At 61.1% G+C, this 22,619-nt stretch carries 21 protein-coding genes and 1 pseudogene; 13 read left to right on the forward strand and 9 right to left on the reverse strand.

Features of this window, described 5'->3' with window-relative positions:
* Nucleotides 1-15 precede the first annotated feature (15 nt).
* The 4 genes from mauD to QLG10_RS08295 all read right to left on the reverse strand — a co-directional run bounded on the left by mauD (nt 16) and on the right by QLG10_RS08295 (nt 3,979).
* Nucleotides 16-642: a methylamine dehydrogenase accessory protein MauD gene (gene mauD, locus QLG10_RS08280; protein ID WP_008062109.1), complete on the reverse strand. Its 627-nt coding sequence runs from the start codon at nt 640-642 to the stop codon at nt 16-18.
* 5 nt (nt 643-647) lie between these two features.
* Nucleotides 648-1,187, reverse strand: coding sequence for a MauE/DoxX family redox-associated membrane protein (locus tag QLG10_RS08285; RefSeq protein WP_248678639.1), 540 nt, complete (start codon nt 1,185-1,187; stop codon nt 648-650).
* 13 nt (nt 1,188-1,200) lie between these two features.
* Complete coding sequence (locus QLG10_RS08290; protein WP_110750669.1) at nt 1,201-2,352, reverse strand: amine dehydrogenase large subunit; 1,152 nt, start codon at nt 2,350-2,352, stop codon at nt 1,201-1,203.
* Between the two features lie 142 nt (nt 2,353-2,494).
* Complete coding sequence (locus QLG10_RS08295; protein WP_282486743.1) at nt 2,495-3,979, reverse strand: ATP-binding protein; 1,485 nt, start codon at nt 3,977-3,979, stop codon at nt 2,495-2,497.
* Between the two features lie 323 nt (nt 3,980-4,302).
* Between QLG10_RS08295 and QLG10_RS08300 the strand changes: the two genes are divergently transcribed.
* The 10 genes and pseudogenes from QLG10_RS08300 (at nt 4,303) to feaR (ending at nt 12,224) form a co-directional block, all read left to right on the forward strand.
* Nucleotides 4,303-5,466, forward strand: coding sequence for an acyl-CoA dehydrogenase family protein (locus tag QLG10_RS08300; RefSeq protein ID WP_282486745.1), 1,164 nt, complete (start codon nt 4,303-4,305; stop codon nt 5,464-5,466).
* 40 nt (nt 5,467-5,506) lie between these two features.
* Complete coding sequence (locus QLG10_RS08305) at nt 5,507-5,878, forward strand: hypothetical protein (protein ID WP_248679568.1); 372 nt, start codon at nt 5,507-5,509, stop codon at nt 5,876-5,878.
* Nucleotides 5,879-5,881: 3 nt separating this feature from the next.
* The gene (locus QLG10_RS08310) at nt 5,882-6,367 is read left to right on the forward strand and encodes a nuclear transport factor 2 family protein (protein WP_188264890.1); all 486 of its coding nucleotides are present in this window, start codon (nt 5,882-5,884) and stop codon (nt 6,365-6,367) included.
* Complete coding sequence (locus QLG10_RS08315) at nt 6,364-7,482, forward strand: amidase (protein WP_282486750.1); 1,119 nt, start codon at nt 6,364-6,366, stop codon at nt 7,480-7,482. The genes QLG10_RS08310 and QLG10_RS08315 overlap by 4 nt, the downstream gene beginning before the upstream one ends.
* Before the next feature lie 29 nt (nt 7,483-7,511).
* Nucleotides 7,512-8,795 (forward strand): aromatic ring-hydroxylating dioxygenase subunit alpha, encoded by a 1,284-nt coding sequence (locus QLG10_RS08320; RefSeq protein WP_188264892.1) that lies wholly within the window; start codon nt 7,512-7,514, stop codon nt 8,793-8,795.
* Nucleotides 8,792-9,292, forward strand: a complete 501-nt coding sequence (locus QLG10_RS08325; protein ID WP_110750656.1) for an aromatic-ring-hydroxylating dioxygenase subunit beta — start codon at nt 8,792-8,794, stop codon at nt 9,290-9,292. The genes QLG10_RS08320 and QLG10_RS08325 overlap by 4 nt, the downstream gene beginning before the upstream one ends.
* A 10-nt stretch (nt 9,293-9,302) precedes the next feature.
* Nucleotides 9,303-10,043 (forward strand): SDR family oxidoreductase, encoded by a 741-nt coding sequence (locus QLG10_RS08330; RefSeq protein ID WP_110750654.1) that lies wholly within the window; start codon nt 9,303-9,305, stop codon nt 10,041-10,043.
* Nucleotides 10,044-10,054: 11 nt separating this feature from the next.
* Nucleotides 10,055-10,162: pseudogene (locus QLG10_RS29595) on the forward strand (outer membrane lipoprotein carrier protein LolA); the annotation flags it as partial.
* A gap of 38 nt (nt 10,163-10,200) precedes the next feature.
* Nucleotides 10,201-11,151 (forward strand): PDR/VanB family oxidoreductase, encoded by a 951-nt coding sequence (locus QLG10_RS08335; protein WP_110750652.1) that lies wholly within the window; start codon nt 10,201-10,203, stop codon nt 11,149-11,151.
* A 152-nt stretch (nt 11,152-11,303) separates the two neighbouring features.
* Nucleotides 11,304-12,224, forward strand: coding sequence for a transcriptional regulator FeaR (feaR, locus tag QLG10_RS08340; RefSeq protein ID WP_110750651.1), 921 nt, complete (start codon nt 11,304-11,306; stop codon nt 12,222-12,224).
* Nucleotides 12,225-12,350: 126 nt separating this feature from the next.
* Here feaR and QLG10_RS08345 read toward each other — a convergent pair whose 3' ends face one another.
* Nucleotides 12,351-12,980, reverse strand: coding sequence for a response regulator (locus QLG10_RS08345; RefSeq protein WP_008062087.1), 630 nt, complete (start codon nt 12,978-12,980; stop codon nt 12,351-12,353).
* Between the two features lie 258 nt (nt 12,981-13,238).
* On the opposite strand from QLG10_RS08345, the gene hpaC reads away from it, so the two are divergent.
* Complete coding sequence (hpaC, locus tag QLG10_RS08350) at nt 13,239-13,751, forward strand: 4-hydroxyphenylacetate 3-monooxygenase, reductase component (RefSeq protein WP_110750647.1); 513 nt, start codon at nt 13,239-13,241, stop codon at nt 13,749-13,751.
* 129 nt (nt 13,752-13,880) lie between these two features.
* Here the strand turns inward: hpaC and QLG10_RS08355 are convergent, their stop codons facing one another.
* The 3 genes from QLG10_RS08355 to QLG10_RS08365 are packed head-to-tail and all read right to left on the reverse strand — an operon-like array spanning nt 13,881 to nt 17,491.
* Nucleotides 13,881-14,894 (reverse strand): phosphotransferase, encoded by a 1,014-nt coding sequence (locus QLG10_RS08355; RefSeq protein ID WP_110750645.1) that lies wholly within the window; start codon nt 14,892-14,894, stop codon nt 13,881-13,883.
* A gap of 10 nt (nt 14,895-14,904) precedes the next feature.
* Entirely contained in the window at nt 14,905-16,185 is a 1,281-nt protein-coding gene (locus tag QLG10_RS08360) for an aspartate aminotransferase family protein (protein WP_248679562.1), read from the reverse strand.
* Nucleotides 16,178-17,491: an amino acid permease gene (locus tag QLG10_RS08365; protein WP_282486757.1), complete on the reverse strand. Its 1,314-nt coding sequence runs from the start codon at nt 17,489-17,491 to the stop codon at nt 16,178-16,180. Before QLG10_RS08365 ends, QLG10_RS08360 begins: the two co-directional genes overlap by 8 nt.
* Before the next feature lie 987 nt (nt 17,492-18,478).
* Here QLG10_RS08365 and QLG10_RS08370 point away from each other — a divergent pair.
* Together QLG10_RS08370 and QLG10_RS08375 are read left to right on the forward strand one after the other, a co-directional pair.
* Entirely contained in the window at nt 18,479-19,078 is a 600-nt protein-coding gene (locus QLG10_RS08370) for an ABC transporter permease (protein ID WP_282486759.1), read from the forward strand.
* A 71-nt stretch (nt 19,079-19,149) separates the two neighbouring features.
* Entirely contained in the window at nt 19,150-20,298 is a 1,149-nt protein-coding gene (locus QLG10_RS08375; RefSeq protein WP_282486761.1) for a hypothetical protein, read from the forward strand.
* Nucleotides 20,299-20,489: 191 nt separating this feature from the next.
* Here QLG10_RS08375 and QLG10_RS08380 read toward each other — a convergent pair whose 3' ends face one another.
* Nucleotides 20,490-22,616, reverse strand: a complete 2,127-nt coding sequence (locus QLG10_RS08380) for a methyl-accepting chemotaxis protein (protein WP_282486763.1) — start codon at nt 22,614-22,616, stop codon at nt 20,490-20,492.
* Nucleotides 22,617-22,619 lie beyond the last annotated feature (3 nt).

Consider the following 22,619-nt stretch of genomic DNA (forward strand, 5'->3'; position numbering starts at 1 on the left):
GGTCTCCCTGCCTTATCAGTGGCTATGGCCGTGGCTATGGTCATGAGCGTGGTCGTGGGGTTGCGCATTGAGATATTGCTGCAGCGTCGCGTGCTTGAGGTGCTCGACCTCGAACAGACTGTCCAGGTGCTCGCGGGAGTTGACCAGGCCTTTGGCGCGCAGGGTGCCGGACTTGTCGATCAGGGCAGCGTACGGCAGCTTGCCGATCTGGTAGGTCATGCCCACTTCCGGGCCGACTACATAAGTGGCGTCTTCGAGTTTGTGCTCGCGGATCAGCGCTTGCTGGGCGTCCATGTCGCCATCGCTGACGAACACCACGTCCAGCGTGCTGGCTTGTTCCTTGGCGATGGATTTGATCGCCGGCAGCAGGGATTTGCAGATCGGGCAAGTCGGCGAGAGGAAGAACAGCAGTTGCGATTTCTCGCCGGCATAACCGAAGTTCACCGGGCGGCCATTACGATCGGCAGCGGTCACTTGCGGTGCGGCTTCGTTGACGGCCACGCCTTTGTCCATCATCAGCGCGCCGGCCGGGGCCAGACGGCCGTGCAACACGCCAATCTGACGGACCAGGCCCATGACGACGAACGCCACGGCCACCAGCAATACCCAGAGCAGAACGTTGGAAACGATCAAGCCTTCCATTGTGATTACCTACCAATCAATTTGAGCAGAAGAGGGGAGTTCGCCGCCAGGCCATCGGCCGCGGCGTAGATGAGCAGCGCGACGGCGGCCGAAGCCAGGGTCACGAAGCCATCGAACACAGTCATGTCGCGCACTACCGGCGCTACGCTTGCCAGCAATGCCAGCGCCACCAGCACGCTGTTGCGCAGCAGCAGCACAGGGCGCAGCGGTTGTGCCTGGTCGGGCCCTGCACAACCGCAATCGATGTCGCGACGCCCACGCCACAGGTTGATGCCGATGGCGGTGGCGTACAGCGCCAGCAGGCTGGCCGCGCTCAACGCTGCCCAGGGGCGGCTGACCGGCACCAGCAACGCGAACGCAATGGCCAGTTCCAGCAGCGGGATCAACCGCGCGCTCGGGCGCACCAGCGCGTCGGGCAGCAGTTGATAATCGGCAAGTTGTTTGCGAAAGCGCGCTGGCGCTCGCACCTTGTGGGTCGCGGCACTGGCCAGCAGCACCGCAATGGCGATGGCGCTGGCAATGATGAAGATCGGATCTGATTGCATGGCCGGATCTCTGTTAGTAGCTCATGACCTGAGTCGCGGTTTTTGCGACCTTGGCCATGCTGCCGGTGTGCTGGTTGGTCTTGAGGTCGAAGATCTGCAAGCCGCCTTCAACGTCGGTGCCCAGCAGCAGTGGCTTGTCGTCGCCGGTGGCCTGCATGCTCCACACCGGTACCGGTGCTTCCAGGGTGGCGATTTTCTTTCCAGTCTTCAGATCGAAGGCCCAGATCAAGGGACTCGGGTCTTCCCACTTCATCGGTTCGTGGGCGTCGTGCATCAGCACGTACAAGCGGTTCAGCTTCGGCGCGACCGCCATCAGCTGCCAGCCGCCCGGGGCCCAACCGGCTTTCTTCTCTTCGTCGGTGACCAGCGACCAGCTCGGCAGGATTTTCGGCGCGTCAGCGGAGAAATCCACGGCGCGCACGGTGCCGGTAGTGGTGGTGAAGTAGTAGGTGTCGCCGACGTTGACCGCGCGCTCCACCAGTTTTTCCGCGTTCGGGTCAAAGAACGGCGTGCGGTTGCGCGCGGTTTCCTGGCCTTGATCGTTGAGGGTCACCACCTGCAGGCTGCCGTCGCCGCACAGCGAGGCGAAGCGACGCTTGCCCACCGGGTAGTTGAGCACGCAACCGGGAATCGCGATTTCCGAGGCAACCGCTTTGGTCTGGGTGTCGACCACAGTGACTGAGGTCGACGGGGTGAAGTTGTAGACGTAGACGAAACGGTCATCGCCGCTGGTCTTCAGGCCGTAGCGCTGGGTCAGCGATTCGGCGCGCTTGTTCGGGATCAATACTTCCCAGGCCGGCGACAGGGTCGAACTGTCCCACGCGGTCAACACGTCGGTGCGGGTGCCGCGGGTGCCGCGCGAATACCAGATGTCGGCGCTGTAGATCAGCTTGCCGTCATGGCTCAGGGCCGAAGGCGCGGCAAAGCCGGTCGGGACCATGCCGAGCACGCGTTTCTGGTCGGGGTCGACCACGGTGACACGTCCGGCGACGAAGCTTTCGAACTCGACATCGACGACGAATGCCCGGTGCGGTTCAGCGGGGAAGGCCAGGGTGGTCTGGCCGATGCCGGTGTCGGCGGGCAAATCCGCGCGGGCACTGTTCAAGCCGAGTACAAGCAGGCTCAGGCCTAGCGCTGACTGTACGGAGATCCTGTTTGTTCGCATAAGGGGAACTTCCTGAAATGTTGGTAACGCGGATCGCGGGTGAGTGGGCAGATTCTGACCATCGAATAGTGCCTCGCCCGGCAATCGCGGGAATTGCCCTGCCTGCCAAGTGTTTGTGTATCTGTGCCAGTGTCGGGGGGGATCAGAGTGCGGGGGGGATCAGGGGGAGGGAAAAGCTGAACACCGCACCACAGGGTTCCAGGTTTTGCGCCCAGATATCGCCCCGGTGACGGCCGATGATGTTCTTGCACAGCGCCAGACCAATGCCGTTGCCGCTGACCTTGGACGAGAAGAAGCCGTCGAACAGCTTCTCTTGCGCCTCGGCCTGGATGCCGCGGCCGTTGTCCTCGATGCGCACCAGCGCAACGCCGTCGGCGGCGCTGGCATGAATGCGCAGAATCCGACGTTCGAGCGGCAGGTCGGCCATTTCTTCGATCGCATTGAACGCCAGGTTGAGGATCACCTGGCCGATCAATACCTTCTCGCAACTCACCTGCAGCGGCGCGGGCGAGGTCACGACTTCCACGCGCACCTGGCTCGGGTCGGCCCGCAGGCTGATGAAGTAGCGGGTTTCGCGCAGCAGTTCGTTGAGGTCGATCAGCTCTTCGCTTTGCTCCAGTTTAACGACGTAATCGCGCACGCTCTTGATGATCACCGAGGCGTGCTCGATCTGCCGCACAGCGCTCTGCAAACCCCAGGTGACGCCTTGATCGGCGTCAGCTGCATTGCCCAGGCGAATCACCGCGCCCTCGATGAAGTTGCGCGTGGCGGCCAGCGGTTGGCTCAGTTCATGGGCGATGGCCACGGCCATTTCACCCATGGCGTTGTAGCGCGCCAGGTATTCGAGTTTCTGCTCGCTGACCCGCCGCGCGTCTTCGGCCTGCACCTGCTCGGTGACGTCGCGGAACAGCAGCAGATGGCCGACCAGGTCATCTTCAATCTCTATATAACGGCACGTTGCGTCATGCCAGCGCCATTCCCCGTCCCGCCGCCGCACTTGGTAATGCACGTTGAAGGGCGTGTGTTCCGGCGTCTCATGGGCGAATTTTTGCAGCAGCCGCTGGCGCGAGGCCTCGTCGCACCAGGCCAGGAAGTTCTGGCCCATCAACGGGTGGACTTCACTGCCGAGCAAGTGCGCGCCGGAGTCGCTGATAAAACCGATATCGCCCTCGGGACCGAGTACCGCCACACCTTCGGCCAGATCCTGCATGAAGGCCTTGAGCCGGCTTTCGAAACGCTTGAGGTCACGCTTGACCTTGTCCTCTTTGGAGATGTCGCGGAACTGCACCATCAACACATCCCGACCGTCCAGGTGCACCAGGGTCGCCACGGCCTCGGAAAGAATTTCCACCCCTTGCTTGGAGCGATAGCACCACTCGATGGCGCCCTGGCCGGTGCGCGCAGCACCTTCCAGCCAGCGCAGGCCCACCGAGCGCCGGTACTTCGGTGCGTCGCGGGTCATGTCCGGGGCCTTGAGCGGCGTCAGTTCCTCCAGGGTAAAACCCAGCGCCGCCAGGGCGGCAGCGTTGGCCCAGAGAATTTCCTTGGTCTGCGCATCGTGAAGAATGATGCACAGCGGCATGGCTTCGATCAGCGCATGGAAGTCGTTCGGTTTTGGCTGGTACATCACACGGCCCCTGGCGGCAGAGATTTGCAGTATGGCGTTTTATACCTGCTCGCACAGCGGCATGCGCTCAGAGGTAACCGGTGTGGATCTAGGGGATTTCTTTAGGCGGGGGGCTGCACGCACCAATAGTTGCGCCGGCATCCGGTTTTTACACTGGACCGCAATGCAAGGGTGACCACGCCTTTATCTGTAGGAGCTGCCGAAGGCTGCGATCTTTTGATCTTGATCCAAAAACAAAATCAAAAGATCGCAGCCTTCGGCAGCTCCTACAGACAGCGGTGCGGTGTGGCCCCCACTAACAATAAGCAAAACGGAGAAAGCCCATGCTGCGTTCAGCGGTCGTGCAACAAGACGCACCGATCGGTGTTGACGAGAATGTCGTCGACAGCCCGGCCTTTGCGCAGGTGCTGGAAGAAGTGCGCCAACGTCGCAACGAATTCGACAGCGTTTCCCATGTGCCACGGGACATGATCGAACGCTTCAAGCAGGTGGGCATCTACCGCGCCGCCACGCCGAAATGCTACGGCGGCGACGCCCTGGCGCCGGCGAAGTTTCTGCACATGATCGAACGCATCTCCGAAGCCGACGGCTCCGCTGGCTGGGTGGCCAGTTTTGGCAGTGCCGGTGTCTACCTCGCGGCGTTGCCACGCGAAACCCTGGCTGAACTCTATGCCGATAGCCCGGACCTGGTGTTCGCCGGCGGCCTGTTTCCACTGCAACCGGCCGAGTCGGTAGAGGGCGGCTATCAGGTCAACGGCACCTGGAAATTTGCCAGCGGCTGCAAGGGCGCGGACTTGCTGGGCGTGGGCATCGGTGCTGCAGGCGGCAAGCCGCGCACCGCCGTGTTCCGCCCGGAGCAGGTAGAGATCATCGAGAACTGGGACGTAGTCGGCCTCAAAGGCACCGGCAGCCACGACCTGCGGGTGTCCGACAAGCGCGTCGACGAGCGCTGGACCTTCATCCGTGGCGGTGTCGCGACCATCGACGAGCCGCTGTTCCGCTATCCCTCGATTGCCTACGCCGCGCAAGTGCTGGCGGTGGTCAACCTGGGCCTTGCCCGCGCTGCCCTCGATGAAATCAGTCGCATGGCGGGTGGCGGTGGCATCACCGGTGCGCCGAAACTGTCCGACCGCGCTTATGTGCGCATCGAAATCGCCAAGGCCGAAGCCAAGCTCAGCGCCGCTCGCGGCTTCTTCTACAGCGCGACCGAACAGGTATGGCACTCGATCCTCGCCGGCAATCCGGTCACCCCGGAGCAGACCAGCCTGTTGCGCTTGTCCGCCATTCACGTGTCCCAGGCCGGCGCCGAGGTGGTGCAGAGCGCCTACGGCCTGGCCGGTACCACCGCCATTTACCTGCGCCATCCGCTGCAGCGTTACCTGCGCGACTCGATGGTGGTGACCCAGCACGCGTTCCTCAGCGAAGGACTGTATGACGGCGCCGGTTCGGTGTTCCTCGGCGTTGCGCCGTTCCCGGGCTACATCTGAACACTTTATTTCAGAGCTTCATTTACAAGGATCAACACACATGACTCAAACCACTCAAGAACCGTTGCGCGTCGTCTTCTGCATCGGCATCACCCAGAACTTTTTCGACCTGCCTACCGGCGAAGGCCTGAGCGTATGGAAGGGCTTCAGCCGGATGATGGCGGATCTCGGCGCGATGCCCGGCATCACCGTGCTCGGAGCCATGGATGACGACCGCTTGATGGTCGGCCCGTCGACCACCTCGCCCTGGACCGTGTACATCATGGCCGACGTCGACTGCCACCAGTCGGTGATCGACGCCTGCAACCTGTTCCGCACAACGCCTGTGAACGAATACAGCCTGTGGCGCTACGCCAAGGTCGAAGCGCGCATCGGTCGTCCGCTGACCATCCCTGACGCGGCCAGGGTGTAAGCCATGGACGAGGCCTTGCTGCTGCGTCTGGCGACGCTCGAAGGGGAAAGCGCTGTGCGTCGCTTGATGGCGCGCTACATGGACCTCTGCGACGTGCCGCGGGCGCCGACCCAGGTCAGCGAACTGGCGGAGCTGTTCTGCGTCGATGCGATCTGGGAAGGCGTGGGGCGCGAGACCGCGCAGACCTTCGGCCAGCATCGTGGACGCGAGGCCGTGGCGGCGTTTGTCGGCGGTTACCTGCCGCCGTCGGATCACTTCCAGTTGAACCTGCATTACCTCACCAGCGAGTCGATCGTGGTCGACGGCAGCACGGCGCAGGGGCAGTGGATCATGCAGCAGATTTCCACCTACGCCGATCAGCGCAGCGAACTGTTCGGCACTCGCCTGAACATCGATTTCCGCTGTGTCGACGGCGTCTGGCGGATCGCGCATTTTCGCACGCAACGCTTGTTCAGCACTTATTTGTACAAAGAGGAGAAGGGTGCATGAGTACTTTCATCAGCGAATTTCTCCTCGGTGGCAATGGCAAGCGCGTAGCCATCAAGGACTCCATCGACATCGCCGGTTATCCGACCCGCTCCGGTAGCCGCGCCTTCGCCGACGCACCGGCGGCGACGAAAAACGCCGAAGTGGTGGACGCGATTCTCAACGCGGGTTGGCAGATCGTCGGCAAGACCAACCTGCATGAGCTGGCGTTTGGTGTTACCGGCATCAACGACTGGACTGGCACGCCGGTGAATCCTCAAGCACCTGATCGGGTGCCCGGCGGTTCCTCCAGCGGCTCGGCTTCTGCCGTCGCGGCGGGCCTGGCGGACATCGCGATCGGCACCGACACCGGTGGTTCGGTGCGAGTCCCTGCTGCGTGCTGCGGGGTTGCCGGGCTCAAGCCGACCTACGGCCGTGTCAGTCGTATCGGCGCGCATCCGCTGGCCTCCAGCCTCGATTGCGTGGGGCCGTTCGCCAGGACCATGGACGACCTGATCGCCGCCATGCAGGTGATTTGCCCAGGTTTCAACCTGCAAGGTTTGCCAGGTGACGGCGCCAAAGTCGGCTTCCTCGACGTGGCCTGCGACGCGCACCTGCAGGCCAGCCTCGGTGCTGCTGCCGACCGCGCGGGCTGGCGCCGCAGCCACCTGAAATTGAGCGAATTCGAAGCGGCGTTCGCCGCCGGCCTGACCGTGATCAATTTCGAAAACTGGGCAGCGTTCGGCCACCTGACCGGCAAGGGCCTGATCGGCGCCGATGTGGAAACCCGTCTGCTCGCAGCCAGCCGCACTACTCGTGAAGAGCTCGCAGAGGCCGAAATCGTGCGTACTCGCTTTACCCAACAAGTGGATGCAGCGCTGGAAGACTTCGCCGTGCTGCTGTTGCCGACACTGCCGAGCCTCCCACCCACGCTGAGCGAAGCGCGTAGCGCCAGTAAGGCCGTGGCCGGCATGACCCCGCTGGCGCGTCCTTTCAACCTCAGTGGCCATCCGGCGCTGACGGTACCGGTGGAACTCGATTGCGGCGGGCTGAAAGTCGGCCTGCAGATTGTCGGTCGCAAAGGTCAGGACGAACTGGTCTGCGCCTTTGGTGCGCAACTGCAAGCCTCAACCCTTTAAATCTAACAAGAAGCCATGAGGAGAACCGCATGAGCACTCATGAATACCGGCTGATCGCAACGTCGAAAAGCCCCGAAGACCTGGTCCAGCATGACCGCGTCGACGTCTCGCTGTACAACGACCCGGCGCTGTTCGAAGCCGAGCTCGAGAAAATTTTCTACCGCACCTGGGTGTGGGTCGCCCACGAAAGCGAAGTGCGCAACAGCGGCGACTTCAAGACCGCTACCATTGGCCGTCGCCCGGTGATCGTCGTTCGCGACAAGAAGAACAACATCAACGTGCTGGAAAACCGTTGCCGGCACCGCGGTGCCACCGTGTGTGAAAAGCACAAGGGCAACGCTACCGGTTTCACCTGCCCGTACCACAGCTGGTCCTACGGCCTGGACGGCAAGCTGCGTGCGCTGCCGTATCCGGATGGTTATGAAGGCATCCTGGAAAAATCCGAACTGCCGCTGACCAGCCTGCGCGTCGAGAGCTACGCCGGGATGATCTTCGCCAGCTACAACGACCAGATCGAACCGCTGGAAGATTTCCTCGGTGGCGCCAAACACTGGATGGACCTGTTCATGAAGCAGGGCGCCGGTTACCCGATCAAGACCCAGGGCGAACACAAGTTCAGCTTCAAGGGCAACTGGAAGATCCAGCTGGAAAACACCACTGACGGTTACCACTTCCCGATCGTGCACAAGTCGTTCATGTCGTCGGTGGATGAAGAAACCTCGGAGATGCTGTCGTTCATGACCGACGAGCAGGCCGTCACTCACTCCCTGGGCAACGGCCACAGCGTGATGGTGATGGTGCCGGAGCACGTCGACCTCGATCACGACGACGGCACCGAACAATTGCAAGAGCGTTTCGCCCACGTCACCGAAGAACTGTCGAAGACCCTGCCGGCCGATCAGGTGCGTCGCATCGTGCGCTCGCTGCACGGCGCCGGTTTCAACCTGAACCTGTTCCCCAACGTGGCCATGTCGATGTCGTTCTTTCGCGTGCTGCGTCCGGTATCGGTCACTGAAACCGAGATCCGTCACGTTGCCCTGGGCATGGACGGCGGCCCGGAAATCGCCAACCGCGAACGCATGCGCATTCACGAACACTTCCAGGGCCCGTTCGGTTTCGGCAGCCCTGACGATGCCGAAGCCTGGGACCGCGTGCAGCGTGGCTCGTACGCCGGCGTCGATGCGCCAATCCTGGTCAACCGCGGCCTGAACCGCGAAATCACCGCTGAAAACGGCGACAAGGTCAGCCACGCCACCGACGAGGGCGGCATGCGCGGAGCCTACGACATGTGGAAAAGGATGATGAGCCAATGAGCAATCACGACACCCTGAACGGTTTTTCCGGCCCGCTGGCCCAGGCTATCGAATTCATCTGGCGCGAAGCCGAGCTGCTCGACCACAAGCACTATGCCGAGTGGGCGACCTTGTGGAGCGAAAGCGGCAAGTACATCGTGCCGATCGACCCGGACACCGAAGACTTCGAGGCGACGCTGAACTACGCCTACGACGACGCACGCATGCGTGAGCTGCGCATCGAACGCCTGACCGCCGGTTACTCGCCGTCGGCGGTGGATGCGGCGAAAACCATTCGCACGGTCTCGCGTTTCCGCCTGGTCGAAGCCGCCGGCGACATCGTCGAAGTCAACTCGGCGCAGCTGCTGTACGCCTACAAACGCGGCGTGCACACACCGTTCGTGGCCGACCTGAACCACCGCATCCGCTTCACCGATGGCGTGCCGACCCTGGAGCGCAAAGTGGTACGGCTGATCAACTCCACCGACAGCCTGAGCGCGCTCGGCTTCCTCCTTTGAGGGCAACATCATGAGTCGAGTAGCCCTTGTAACAGGTGCCTCGCGCGGACTGGGCGAGTGCATCGCCCGCCGTCTGCACGGGGCGGGTTATCGCGTCGCCCTGGCCGATGTGCGCCTCGATGGCGTGCGGCGACTGGCTGCCGAACTGGATGCCAGCGGTGCCAGCGCTATCGCCATTGAGCTGGATGTACGCAGCAAGACTGATTTCCAGCATGCCCGCGACGTGCTGGTCGAGCACTGGGGCGGCTGCGACATCCTGGTGAACAACGCCGGGGTGTCGAAAGTCGCGGCGCTGATGGACATCACGCCCGAAGAGTTCGATGACTCGATGGCGATCAACCTGCGCGGCACCTTCGTCGCCTGCCAGGTGTTCGGTGCGCACTTCGCCGAGCGCGGCTTTGGTCGCATCGTCAACATCGCTTCCCTGGCCGGGCAGAACGGCGGCACCGCCACCGGCGCGCATTACGCCGCGGCCAAGGGCGGCGTGGCGACGCTGACCAAAGTCTTTGCCCGTGAACTGGCGCCGCAAGGGGTGACGGTCAACAGCATTTCGCCAGGTCCGCTGGACTTGCCGGTCGTGCGTGAAACCGTGGCCCCGGAGCGTCTGGAACAGATCCTGAAAATGATCCCGGCCGGCACCCTCGGCGACCCGGCGTTCATCGCCGACAGCGTGCTGTTGTTGATCGCCGACAACGCAACGTCCGTCACCGGCGCGTGCCTGGACGTCAACGGCGGCCTGTTCATGCGCTAAGCCACAGAAAAATGCCCCCTGTAGGAGCGAGCACGCTCGCGATGGTCGTCAACGATGACACGGGAAACCTGACACCCCGTGGCGACCTCAGGTTCATCGCGAGCATGCTCGCTCCTACAGGATGCAGTACCCAAAATAACAGTATTCAGGTGATGCCATGATGAAGGTGAAAATCGAAAGGATCGTCGAAGAAGCGCAGGATATCCGTTCCTTTCGCCTCGTGCGCAGTGACGGCCAGCCGCTCGACACCTATGAACCGGGTGCCCACGTCGACCTGACCGGGCCGACCGGGGTGACCCGCCAGTACTCGCTGTGCAGCCCCCCACAGGATCGCCGCGCCTACCTGGTGGCGGTGAAAAAAGAGCCGCAGTCGCGCGGTGGTTCGCAGGCCTTGCATGAGCAAGTGCAAGAGGGGATGGAGCTGGAAATGGGCGCGCCGCGCAACCTGTTCCGCCTCGATCCGGATGCCCGCGAACATGTGCTGTTCGCCGCCGGCATTGGCGTGACGCCCCTGTTGAGCATGGCCTATCGACTGGCGGAAAGCGGTCAGCCGTATCGCCTGCATTACTTCGCCCGCTCGGCGCAGTACGCCGCGTTTACCGAACTGCTGGCAACGCATTTCGCCGATCACGTAGAGTTCCACTACGGCGTCGAACCGGGCGATCTGGACGCTGCGTTGAGCGCATGCCTGGATCGCGCCAACCCGACGGCCCACGTCTACACCTGCGGCCCGGCACCGTTCATGAACAAAGTGGTGGAAGTGGCTTCGCGCAGTCGCGCCGATGAGGCCATTCACCTTGAACACTTCGCTGCGGATCCGGCGGCCAACAGCGCTCCGGCCGGCAGTTTCGAAGTGCAGCTGGCCAGTTCCGGCGTAGTGCTGCAAGTGCCGGCCAACACCAGCCTGGTGGACGTCTTGCAGGCCCACGGTTGCGACATCGACACCGAGTGCCGCGAAGGCATCTGCGGCACCTGCATCGTCGAAGTGCTGGAAGGCGTGCCGGAGCACCGCGACAACTGCCTTTCCAACAAGGAAAAGGCCTCCAACCAGCAGATTTGCGCCTGCGTTTCACGGGCACTTTCCGCTCGTCTGGTATTGGACATTTAATCGCTTTGCACGCTGGAAAGCCGACGCCGGAGTCTGTTGAATGAGGCCCGGCGGCCGCCAAGGGAGGGGATGGCTGGAGTACGAAACACTATTTACCGAACCGCTCGGCGAAGCGGTCGAGAATAACAACAAAACTGTGAGGCTTTGCGGACATGACTACAGCATCGACGGTGCGCAATGAGGCGTTCGAAAGTTGGTTGAGCCAGGTGAACCAGGCCTGCGGGCGTTTTGACGCCAGGGCGCTGGACAGCGACTTCTACGGCCAACTGACGGAATTTCGCAGCGGCGCGATCAACCTCAGTGTGGTCGACATGGCGCATGTGCATCTGTATCGCACCAGCAAGGACGTCAGCACCAGCAGCGACGGCCACTATTACGCGGTGTTCCAGCTGCGCGGCAGCTCGCACCTTGAACAGGGCGACAACCGCACGCGACTGGGCTGTGGCGACATCGCCCTGATCGACGCCAGCCGTCCGAGCGACATGACCTACAACGATGACTCGCGCCAACTGTCGCTGATTCTGCCGCGTCAGGTGGTGGAGCGGGGTTCGCACTTCAATGCGGTGAACTGCGCCACGCGCATCGGCGCCAACAGCCCTCTGGCCGCGATGGCCAACAAGCTCATACTGGAAACTCGCCAGCAGGAAGGGCTGGACATGCAGGAAAGCGAGGCCGTGCTCGACGCCCTGGCCAGCCTGCTGCTGCCGGGGATCAGCGCCCGTGACAGCGTTGCCGATCCCCATGAGCGGCAGTTCCGCAAGATCATCGCCTTCATCGACGCGCACCTGAGCGACGAAGAACTGTGCCCTGAACTGATCGCCCGCGAGGTGGGGATTTCCGTGCGCGGCCTGTACCGGATGTTCTCCAAGCGCGGCCTGGTGGTGGCGCAATACATCAAGCACCGGCGCCTGGACTTCTGCGCGGAAAACCTGCGCCGGGCCGATGTCGAACAGAAGCTGTCGGCGCTGTGTTACGCCTGGGGTTTTTCCGATTCCAGCTACTTCTCGTCGGCGTTCAAATCGCGTTTTGGCGTGTCGCCGGGTGCTTATCGCAAGCGCTATAGCCAGCACTGATACAACACATCCCCTGTAGGAGCTGGCTTGCCAGCGATAGCGGTGGGTCATCCAACATCTTCGGTGACTGATCCGACGCCTTCGCCAGCAAGCCGGCTCCTACAGAAGGCGGCGCCGGGGTGTAGATCAATGCCGCGCCGGCTCGTCCACCGGCAGGTGCAACACCTCGCGCACCAGCATGGCAATGCTGCTCACGCCCATCTTTTCCTTGATCTTGGTGCGGTGCACGTCAACGGTCTTCACGCTGATGTTGAGCTCCCGGGCGATCACCTTGCTGGCCTTGCCATCGATCACCAGCATCAACACTTCACGCTCGCGGCTGGTCAGCAGCGCCAGCTTGCCCTGCAGGTTCTGGCGCTGCTGCTGATCGGCCTGGGCGTGCACGGCGGTCTTGAGCGCGGCCTGGATGCGGTCGATCATCTGCTGCGGGTTGTAGGGCTTCTCGACGAAGTCCAGGGCGCCGTTCTTCATCGCCGTGACCGACATCGGAATGTCGCCATGGGCCGAGACGAAAATGGTCGGCAAGGTGCTGCCGCGCTGGTTGAGGATCTCCTGCAGCTGGAAACCGCTGGTTTCCGGCATGCGCACATCCAGCACCAGGCAGGCGGGCTGCCTGGGGTCGTACTGGCTGAGGAACTCTTCGGCGCCAGCGAAGCACTGCGCCTGCACGCTGACCGACTCCAGCAGCCAGGCCAGCGAGGTGCGCAGGTCTTTGTCGTCGTCAACGATGTAAACAATCGGTTTGCGGGTTTCCATCAGGGGCTGCCACGAAATTTCTAATTATTGTTTTCGCACGCGAACGCGCGGCACGCATCGGCTGTGTTTTGTCCAGCCTGTAAGCAGGATACCCACTGTCGCGGGCCCTTGCGATAAAGAAACCACCTAGTCGACTAGCGGAAACCTAACCTCGCCATGGGGATCGCAGGAATGGTTGCGCCGTGCCCACAGCCTTAGTCTTGTTCCATCACCTACGGGCCGCTTCAGAGCGGTCCTCCTGAAGGAAGGGGCATCGACATGGCCGACCTGAGCCAGCAGCAAATCGACTTTCGCAACGCCATGGCGCAGCTGCCTGCTGCGGTGAACATCATCACCACCAACGGCCCGGGCGGGCGCTGCGGCATCACTGCCAGCGCCGTGTGCTCGGTGACCGACTCGCCGCCCACGGTACTGGTGTGCGTCAACCGCAACAGCGCCACCCACGACGTTTTCCGCAGCAATGGCCGCCTGTGCGTCAACGTGCTGTGTGGCGAACAGGAAGAACTGGCCCGTCACTTCGCCGGCATGACCCAGGTGCCGATGGCCGAGCGTTTTGCCTGGGACCTGTGGGACGACGGCGCCGCCGATGTGCCGGTGCTGCGTGATGCTCTGGTGCAGCTGGAAGGGCGTATCACCGAGTGCAAGGAAGTGGGCTCGCACTCGGTGATGTTCGTGGAGCTGGACAAGGTGGGCGTGCGCGAACCGCGCGATAGCCTGGTGTATTTCAACCGGTTGTTCCATCGCCTGGAACACGCTGGCGCGCATTGCTGACAATTGATCGTTCCCACGCTCCGCGTGGGAATGCAGCCCGGGACGCTCTGCGTCCCTTCCAGAGCCGAACGCAGAGCGTCCGTTGAGGCATTCCCACGCAGAGCGTGGGAACGATCAGCGGGGGGGCTGTTACTGGTGGAGATATTCGCGCGCCAACCCGCACGCGCGCTCTATCAACATCGGCGCCATTTCAAGCGCCGTCGGCGTGCCCTGGCGGGTGTGAATCCAGCCCAGGTACGTGGTACCACGCAGCATCAGGAACAACGCCAGCGTCTTGCGATCCGCCTCGGTCAAGGGTTTGACCCTGTGATACCCCTCCAGCAGCGCCGCTTTGATGTGCTCATAGCGCGGATCATCCACGCAGAAATACAGCGCGGTCGCCAGCTCGAACATATGCCAGCCGAACCCCGCGTCATCGAAGTCGATCAAGCGCAGGCGCGGGCCTTCGATCAGCAGGTTTTCCGGGACGAGGTCGGCGTGGATCATGCCGAAGTTACCCAGGTGCCGGCCGTATTGGCGCAGGTCCTTGCGCGCCGCACGCCGGGCTTGCTGCAACAGGTCGCGTTGTTCATCGCTCAGCTGTTGCAGCTCCCAGAAGCGCCCCCAGAACGGATTGGCGCCGATCAAGCCTTCCTCATCCCAGGCGTGCCGGACAAACTCGTCCGGCTGCTGCCACTCTGTCGAATGCACATGAATGCGCGCCGCAAGCGCCCCAGCCTCGGCAAACAGGAAGTCGATGTCGGTATCGGCCTGTACCCCGGCCTCTGAGGTGCCGGCGGTGGTGCCCGGCAACCAGGCGAGCATGTCGACATGGCGTTCGCCGATGTCGGCATGGCTCACTTCGATTAAATGACGCAGGTCCCGGGCGCGGATGATCTGCGGCACCGTAATCCCGGCGCTTTCCAGGGCTTCCATCCATTGCAATTCGGAACGCAACGCCGCTTCGCAATGATAGCCGTTGCGATGGATGCGCAGGGCCACCCGCTGGCCGTCGTGGCGGCGGGCAGAGAACACCGCGTTCTCGCGGAATTTCACCAGTTCGATGTCGCCGAAGTCGCCGTCCCAGTGTCGCAGGGCATGGCGCGCCAGGTCGTGTAATCGGACGACTTGCTGATCGTGGTTCAACGTGTGGAAGTCAGTCATGGCAGGGGCCTCAAATCGCGCTCAGGGCGTGGTCCAGGGTGTCGACGAACACGTCGGCATGATCGCGGCTGAACACCAGCGGCGGGCGCAACTTGAGTATGTTGTCACCGGCGCCGATCTTGCTGATCAGCACGCCGTTGTCGCGCATGTCGTTGACCACCTTGCGCGCCTCCAGTCCGGCCGGTTCCTTGCTGGCGTGATCGCGCACCAACTCCATGGCGAAGAACAGGCCCTTGCCGCGCACGTCGCCGATGATCGAATGCTTGCCTGCCAGTACCTGCAAACGCTGCTGCACATAAGCGCCGACGGTTTGTGCGTTTTGCAGCAGCTGCTTTTGTTCAATCTCGTCCAGCACCGCCATGCCGATCGCCGCTGCTACGGGCGAGCCGCCGAAGGTGTTGAAGTACATGGCGTTGCGCCCGAACGACTCGACCAGCGCCTTGTGGGTGATCAACCCGGCCAGCGGATAGCCGTTGCCCATGGGTTTGCCGAGGGTGACGATGTCCGGCACGACGCCGTGGGCCTGGTGACCCCACAGGTGATCGCCAGTACGGCCGAAACCCGATTGCACTTCATCGGCGATGAACAGGCCACCGGCGGCGCGAATCAACTCGGCGGCCTTGGCAACGAAACTGGCCGGCACCCGGGGCAAGCCTTCGTTGGCGAACAAGGTGTCGATCAGCAGCGCGGCGGGACGAATGCCCTGGGCTTGCATCGAGGCGATGGCGGCCGCGATGTTGGCTGCGTACTGCTCGGCCAGTCGCGCCTCGCTGGTGCCCGCCGGTGCCCGGTACAGGCACGGAATCGGCACGGCGCGGGCATGGGCCGCGAAGGGTTCCGGCGAGGGCAGGGCGGTGGTGACCTGCGCCAGCGATGCGGAATTACCGTGATAGTTGTAATCGCTGACGATAATGCCGGTGCCGCCGCTGGCGTAGCGTGCCAGGCGCAGCGCCAGTTCGTTGGCCTCGGTGCCGGTGCAGGTGAACATCGCGGTATCCAGCGGTTGGCCGAAGGTCGCGGTCAAGCGTTCGGCATAGCGCACCACTTGTTCATCGAGGTAGCGGGTGTGGATGTTCAGCGTGGTGGCCTGGCGGTGCATGGCGTCGGTCACGTGGGGATTGCAGTGACCGACGCAAGGCACGTTGTTGTAGACGTCGAGGTAGCGGCGACCGTCGACGTCGAACAGCCACACGCCTTCGCCGCGCACCAGGTGCAAGGGCTTGTCGTAGAACAGCGGCGAGGCGCTGCCGAGTACGCGGTGACGGCGTTGCAAAAGGGTTTGTTCAGGCATGGTCTGGAACCTCGATGGGGGCGGTGCGGCGAGTGCGCAGCAGGAAGTTGAAAATGCACAGGGTAAAGGTCACGCCGAGGGCGATCAGCATGCTCACGTCGAGCTGGAAGCAGGCGGCGACGACCATCAGCGTCAGGGCCAGGCCCAGCCAGGCGACCAGCTTGCCGCCGAGCAGGCGGAATGGCCGTGGCAGGTCGGGCTGGCTGCGCTTGATGCGCAGGTATGCGCCGAAGATGAACAGGTAGCAGACATTGAGCAGCAGCACGACCGCGAGCATCACCGTGGCCGGATCGATCGCGGACAACGGCAAGCCGATGGCGCCGATCAGCAGCAGTGCCGGATACGGCGTGCCGCGCTTGCCGGTCTTGCCCAGCCACTGCGGGAACAAGCCGTCGCGAGCCATCGCGAACAATTGCCGGGAGGCTGCGTACACCAGGGAGAAGAAGGTGGCGATCAAGCCGAACACGCCGCCGCAGCCAATCACCTTGGCCAGCCACGAGCCTTCACCGAACGCACTGTTGCTGGACATCGCGGCGTACAGCGGGTCGTCCGCCGAGCCCACCAGTTCAACACCGCCGGCGCCCGGTGCGCAGACCAGTACCACCAGTGCGGTGACCAACAACGTGCCAATGGCCGCCAGAATGCCACGGGGCATGCTGCGGCCAGGGTTTGCAGCTTCTTCCGCTGCCGACCCGGTCTGCTCGACGGTGATGAACAGCCAGATCGCGAACGGCACGCAGGCGAAGATGCCGCCGGGGCTGACGGGAGTAGCGACATTGGCCGGCAACACCAGCAGGTTGGCCAGTTCCACGTGCGGTGCCATGGCCACGCCGAACGTCAACAGGGCCACGACTGCAATCACGCCGGCAATGAACGTCAGGCCCATGGCCTCGCCCACGCCGCGCAGGTGAATGCCAATGATCACCGCAAACAGGGCGACCTTCACCGGCCAGCCGCCAAGACCGAATATCGACTCGGTATAGGCACAAATGAACGTTGCCGCGGCCCCGGTGCCGATGGTCAAGGCCAGCGCGCACGCCACCCCGACCAGGTAACCCACGAACGGCCCGAACGCACTTTGCGCATACACGAACACACCACCCGCGCTGGGCAATGCGGTGGACAATTCCGCCACGCATAACGCCAGCCCACCGCACAGCAGCGCCATCATCAAGGTGGCGATCAGCATGTTCAGCCAGCCACCGGCCGCCAAACCAAAGTTCCAGCCGGAAAACTGCCCGGCCACCACCAACGCAATTCCAAGGCCGGCAATCTTTGGCCAGCCCAACGCACTTTTCTTGAGCACAGAAATCTCCCGCGACCCGAAGGTCGATTTATTGTTTTTGTGAGAAATGGAGGGGGCAGGCGTTGCACTGCGCACTGCCGCTCAACGGCACCCGCTAAAGGTTCGTGGGGGTACCCTGAGGTCGGCTTTGATACTACGCCCGGGGTGCATCAGGGCATGTTGCAGGCATGCCATGTGGTTGATTGTGGATGCCAGAATTCTTCTGGGTTCGGTGGTTGCAGGAGAGTTCTTTGCGAGCCTACTTGGATTGCATCCTGCTGCCTCGCAGGCGTTCCGGTGCTGCCGTCATAGGCTTGGAATCCGTGCCAAGCGGTCATCAAGGTTACCGTCTGTCGCTTTTTTTCGACTGGATAAAGGCAGCTTCAATAAAGATTTATGGAAAAATCAAGAAATTTCTTACTCCGTCCTACAGGTTGTTCAACTCAGCGCCGCTGAGGTTGTTTCTGTTTTGTGAAATCTATGTGGCGACTTTTTAAGGATTTTAAAAAGATATTAATTGAGTCATGTTTTTTTAAATTTTAAATCAACAAAAAGAGCACTCCCGGACTTTGCACGAAATTTCCCGTGAGGTTGAGTGAATTCTCCTACACGTAAAAATTCGGGCTCTTGCGTTCGAGTCCAGTAGCTACTAGATATAAAGGCGTCACTGAGTGCTAGTGGTGTTTTCCAAAAAGGCCGTTTGTGAGGGGTTTTATAATGATAAATATACAAAGCTATGAAATGCTGAATTTTTCAGCTTGTAGTTTGGTTGTCTCAAGGAAGGAGGTGTCAAGGATGCGCTTGCCTTCTTTGTTGGCGGCGCTGACGAAGCTAAAGAATTATAAAAATATCTCAATGGTTGAATTCAAAGAAATATTGTCGGATTACGGCTTAAGTCCCGTTGTGCAAGTACAGTATTGATTTGCTTGAGGTTGGGCAATTCAAATGCTGGTCAGCCTCGCTGAGCGAAAAAATGCGATGGTGTCATTTCCATAAAAGGAGATAGATATGCCAATTTGTACCATGTCAAGATCCCTGGCGCTCGCAGGACTATTTATAAAGGAGCAGTTAAAGGAACCTGTTGCGCTATTTTGGATGATTGTTTCTCCAGTGGCGACCTATTATTTGCTCGCTTATTCTAGAGATGTTTTATCTCCTTCGGGGGTGAGCTACATTGGAAGTACATCCTGGTTTTATGCATATATTTCTTCAAGTGTCGCTTTTTTTGGATTTTCTTTTTACATTGTAGGGAGGAGGGAAAGTGGTTATATCAGGTCCTTCGTTTACACGCCAGACGCGAAGCTGGTGTTTATGTCAGCGCAGTTTTTGGCATATTCGCTTGTTGCCTTGATTTACTGCGTCACTTTCTACTTGCTGACCTATTTTTCTTTCGGGTCCTTTGATGCATCCGACCTCTGGCAGGTTATTTCTCGTTTTTATATTTTCTACATTCTGTTTGTTTTTCCAGGGGTTTTGTTGGGGTTTCTGCCATTGAGTTTTCAGAATGCTAATACGGTTGCCCTTCGGGTTATTTGTGTAAGTAGTGTCTGTAGTCCTATTCTGAAAATGTCAATTGTCGTCGATTTTAGATTGTGCTTGATGATCTGAAGTAGTTAGCTTGTCTTGTGGGTTCTCTTTTTTGGGGGGGCGTTATTAAATTTTGGAAAAGGGGTTATTTAGTGCAGGAATCAAAGAAATATCTTACGGACGCGTCTGTACATCAAGCCCTGTTGCAGGTCGATCTAACAGAAGCCGCCTCACCCGATCACGCGGTTCGGATATTACTTAAGGAGATCCTTCAGGGGCTGACCGAAAGAGACTGGCCCCAAGCTCAAATACTGACTGGGCCGCGGATTGTGTCCGCCGAGGAAAACTACGGTTTGCTCGGTTATGACCCAACAGAAATCACCCTCGGAAGTGCCCACACCCGTTGGGTCGACGAATGTTCTTTGTTGCGCACCCAAACCACCAGTCAAATTCCGGCGGCGCTTCAGCGTGCCGCTCAGGTCCGGCAACCGGGGGAGACGATATTGCTGGCCGCACCCGGAATCACTTTCCGCCGCGATAGCCGGGACCGTTGGCATTGTGCGGAACCGCATCAGATGGATATCTGGGTGCTCGGTGATCCGGAACTGGCGAAGCATGAACACTTGTTGCGTCTGGTCGGCGATATCCTCAAATCGGCCGTACCTGACAAGCCTTGGATCTTCAGCGATAGCCCGCACCACTACACGGAAGGGGGAATCGAGGTGAATGTGTTGAATGACGGCGCACCGGTCGAGGTGCTGGAGTGCGGTCGTATTGCGACGTCATTGTTGGAGCGACTCAAGATAGATCCTTTGCAACATGGAGGACTGGCGCTGGGGATGGGGTTGGATCGACTGACTATGCTGCGCAAAGGCATACCGGACATTCGATTGCTGCGCGACCAGAACGAACGAGTACAGGCGCAGATGCACGACCTGAAACCGTGGAGCGCCGTATCGCGTTTGCCTTCGATTGCTCGTGATACTTCGCTCGCTGTAACACCGGGATTGAGCGAGGAGGTGTTGACCGAAAGGATGTTGCAGGCTGCTGGCGACTGTTCTGACTGGATCGAAGAAATGCAGGTCAAGGGGCGTTGGCAGTCCTCGGATTTGCCCGACCAGGCCATTGAACGACTCGGATTATTGCCGGATCAGGAGAATGTGCTACTGCGCGTTGTACTGCGTGACTGTTCACGGTCAATCACAACCGCGGAGGCGAATGCCTTGTATTCCCGAATTCAGTCGGCGTTGCATGAAGGTGCCCCGGGGGCGGGTTACAGAATGGATTTCCCCGAAATCTAGAACACTCCAGGCCCCTATAACTTGCCTTGGAAAACTGAGTGTCAGACGCCAGTGATGCTGGATGTTTTGGTCTCATCGCGAGCAGGCTCGCTCCCACAGGGAGTCTCTGGTGAACACAAATTTGCGTACCGCAGAAATCCAATGTGGGAGCGGGCTTGCTCGCGAAGGCGGTGTATCAGCACTCAAAAGGCTTAGATCCTGAAACTTCCCACCAGTTGGTTGAGCCGCGCCGCCTGCTGCTCAAGCTCAGTACAAGCCCGCAACGTCGCCTGCAAATTCTCCACCCCTTGCTGGTTCAGCGTGTTGATCCGGGTGATGTCGACGTTCAAAGCTTCCACCACGGCGGTCTGCTCTTCGGTAGCGGCGGCGACGGACTGGTTGACGTTGTCAATCTCGCCGATGCGTTGGGTCACGCTGCTCAAGCGGCTGCCGGCGAGGTTGGCGATGCTGACGCTTTCTTCGCTGTGCTGTTGGCTTTCGGTCATGGTGGTGACCGAGTCGCGGGCACCTGTTTGCAGCTCTTCGATCATCTGCTGGATCTCCAGCGCCGAAGACTGGGTGCGACCGGCCAGGCTGCGCACCTCGTCGGCGACCACCGCAAAGCCGCGGCCGGCTTCACCGGCCCGGGCTGCTTCGATGGCGGCGTTGAGCGCCAGCAGGTTGGTCTGCTGGGAGATGCCCTTGATCACTTCGAGGATTTGCCCGATGTTCACGGTCTTGTCGTTGAGCACTTCGATGTTGGCGCACGACGTGCTGATTTTCCCAGACAGTTCGTGCATCACTTCAATGGTGCGTTGCACAACCTGGCGACCGTCCTCGGCCTGTTGCCGTGCACTGGAGGCCTGGTGTGAGGCATCGGAGGCGTTATGCGCGATCTCTTGCGCAGCGGCGCCCAACTGATTGATGGCGGCGGCGACACTGTTGGTGCGGCTCGATTGATCGTCGAAATTGCTCAGCGACGAATGGGAGGCCTCCAGCACCCGGCGGGCACCTTCGTTGACGCCCAGGGCTGCCGACGACACTTCGCGAATCGACTGGTGAATGCGCTCGACAAAGCGGTTGAACGCCGTGGCCAACTGGCCGATTTCATCCTGTGACTGCACTTGCAGGCGCCGGGTCAGGTCGCCTTCGCCAAGGGAGATATCCTCCATGACCCGGGTCAGCATCTGCAGCGGCCGGGTGATGCGTCGTGCCGTGTAGCCGATCAGCAACAGGCCCAGCAGGGCCGAGCCGCCACCGAGCAGCAGTTCCAGCGCAGTGCTTTGCACGGCTTGGGCGTCGAATTGCTTTTGCAGGGTGGCGACCGGTGCCAGCAATACGTCTTTGGGCACGCCCACCAGCACGCCCCAGGGCGCAGCACCGGCAATCGGTGGCAGCGGTTCAAGGACGTTGATCTGCTGCGGGTCTTCAAACACTTCCGGCTGGCCCTGGCGCAAGGCCTCCATCACCTGGGCATTGTCCATCGGTTGCCCGAGGCGACTGACATCCTGGCTGTTGGCGGAGATCACGCCACGGGGGCTGACGATGCTGATCTGGCCATGGCCGTCGAACAGTTGCAGCGCGCTGGTTTCGCTGTTCTTTTGCAAGGCGGCGAGGTTGATGTCGAGCCCGACCACGGCGATGACCTTGCCGTTTTCCAGCAACGGGAAGGCGACGCTGGTCACCAGTTTGCGACTGCCGGACGCCTCGTCGAAGTAGGGCTCCAGCACACAGGCCTGGCGGCTGTCGCGGGCGCAGATATAGAAAGCGTTATAGGGTGCGCCGCTGGGGCCTGGTTCGGTGTTGGCCAGCAGGCCTTCATCGCCGATCACCGCTTGCAATTCGCCGGGTTTGCCTTGCACCCAGTACAGGGAGAAACGTCCGGTCTCGTTGCTGCCCAGGTCCGGCTTGTCGGCGAAGCCCGAGTCGGCACCGTCCAGCGCGTCGGGCTCAAAAATGACGTAAAGCCCGAGCAGGTCGGGCTTGTCGATCAGGGCCTGTTGAAGCTGGGTGCTCAGCTCCTGGCGCAGTTGTGGGCGGGTCAGATGGCCCTGATGCTGGAGTTGCCTGAGGTACAACAGATACCGCGACAATCCCTGGCCGAATTCGTGGGTCTGCATGAAGGTGCGTTGCACTTGCATGGCCTGCACTTTACCCAGGGCCTGCATGTGTTCCCGGGCCGCGTCGGCGAGCATGTCGCTGCTGGCCCGGGCCACTTGCTGGCTGCTCTTGTGCGTCTGGTAAAGGGACAGGCCCATCAGCAAGCCCACCACCAGCACCAGGCAGAGGCCGGCGAGCAGGGCTATCTTGCTCTGGATCGTGAGGAATCTTCTGTGCATGGG

The organism is Pseudomonas sp. V98_8 (assembly GCF_029967975.1).
GTDB classification, from domain to species: domain Bacteria; phylum Pseudomonadota; class Gammaproteobacteria; order Pseudomonadales; family Pseudomonadaceae; genus Aquipseudomonas; species Aquipseudomonas umsongensis.

Coding starts and splice junctions, on each gene's coding strand:
- mauD (WP_008062109.1), bottom strand. CDS start 642: ATGGAAGGCTTGATCGTTTCCAACGTTCTGCTCTGGGTATTGCTGGTG.
- QLG10_RS08285 (WP_248678639.1), bottom strand. CDS start 1,187: ATGCAATCAGATCCGATCTTCATCATTGCCAGCGCCATCGCCATTGCG.
- QLG10_RS08290 (WP_110750669.1), bottom strand. CDS start 2,352: ATGCGAACAAACAGGATCTCCGTACAGTCAGCGCTAGGCCTGAGCCTG.
- QLG10_RS08295 (WP_282486743.1), bottom strand. CDS start 3,979: ATGTACCAGCCAAAACCGAACGACTTCCATGCGCTGATCGAAGCCATG.
- QLG10_RS08300 (WP_282486745.1), top strand. CDS start 4,303: ATGCTGCGTTCAGCGGTCGTGCAACAAGACGCACCGATCGGTGTTGAC.
- QLG10_RS08305 (WP_248679568.1), top strand. CDS start 5,507: ATGACTCAAACCACTCAAGAACCGTTGCGCGTCGTCTTCTGCATCGGC.
- QLG10_RS08310 (WP_188264890.1), top strand. CDS start 5,882: ATGGACGAGGCCTTGCTGCTGCGTCTGGCGACGCTCGAAGGGGAAAGC.
- QLG10_RS08315 (WP_282486750.1), top strand. CDS start 6,364: ATGAGTACTTTCATCAGCGAATTTCTCCTCGGTGGCAATGGCAAGCGC.
- QLG10_RS08320 (WP_188264892.1), top strand. CDS start 7,512: ATGAGCACTCATGAATACCGGCTGATCGCAACGTCGAAAAGCCCCGAA.
- QLG10_RS08325 (WP_110750656.1), top strand. CDS start 8,792: ATGAGCAATCACGACACCCTGAACGGTTTTTCCGGCCCGCTGGCCCAG.
- QLG10_RS08330 (WP_110750654.1), top strand. CDS start 9,303: ATGAGTCGAGTAGCCCTTGTAACAGGTGCCTCGCGCGGACTGGGCGAG.
- QLG10_RS08335 (WP_110750652.1), top strand. CDS start 10,201: ATGATGAAGGTGAAAATCGAAAGGATCGTCGAAGAAGCGCAGGATATC.
- feaR (WP_110750651.1), top strand. CDS start 11,304: ATGACTACAGCATCGACGGTGCGCAATGAGGCGTTCGAAAGTTGGTTG.
- QLG10_RS08345 (WP_008062087.1), bottom strand. CDS start 12,980: ATGGAAACCCGCAAACCGATTGTTTACATCGTTGACGACGACAAAGAC.
- hpaC (WP_110750647.1), top strand. CDS start 13,239: ATGGCCGACCTGAGCCAGCAGCAAATCGACTTTCGCAACGCCATGGCG.
- QLG10_RS08355 (WP_110750645.1), bottom strand. CDS start 14,894: ATGACTGACTTCCACACGTTGAACCACGATCAGCAAGTCGTCCGATTA.
- QLG10_RS08360 (WP_248679562.1), bottom strand. CDS start 16,185: ATGCCTGAACAAACCCTTTTGCAACGCCGTCACCGCGTACTCGGCAGC.
- QLG10_RS08370 (WP_282486759.1), top strand. CDS start 18,479: ATGCCAATTTGTACCATGTCAAGATCCCTGGCGCTCGCAGGACTATTT.
- QLG10_RS08380 (WP_282486763.1), bottom strand. CDS start 22,616: ATGCACAGAAGATTCCTCACGATCCAGAGCAAGATAGCCCTGCTCGCC.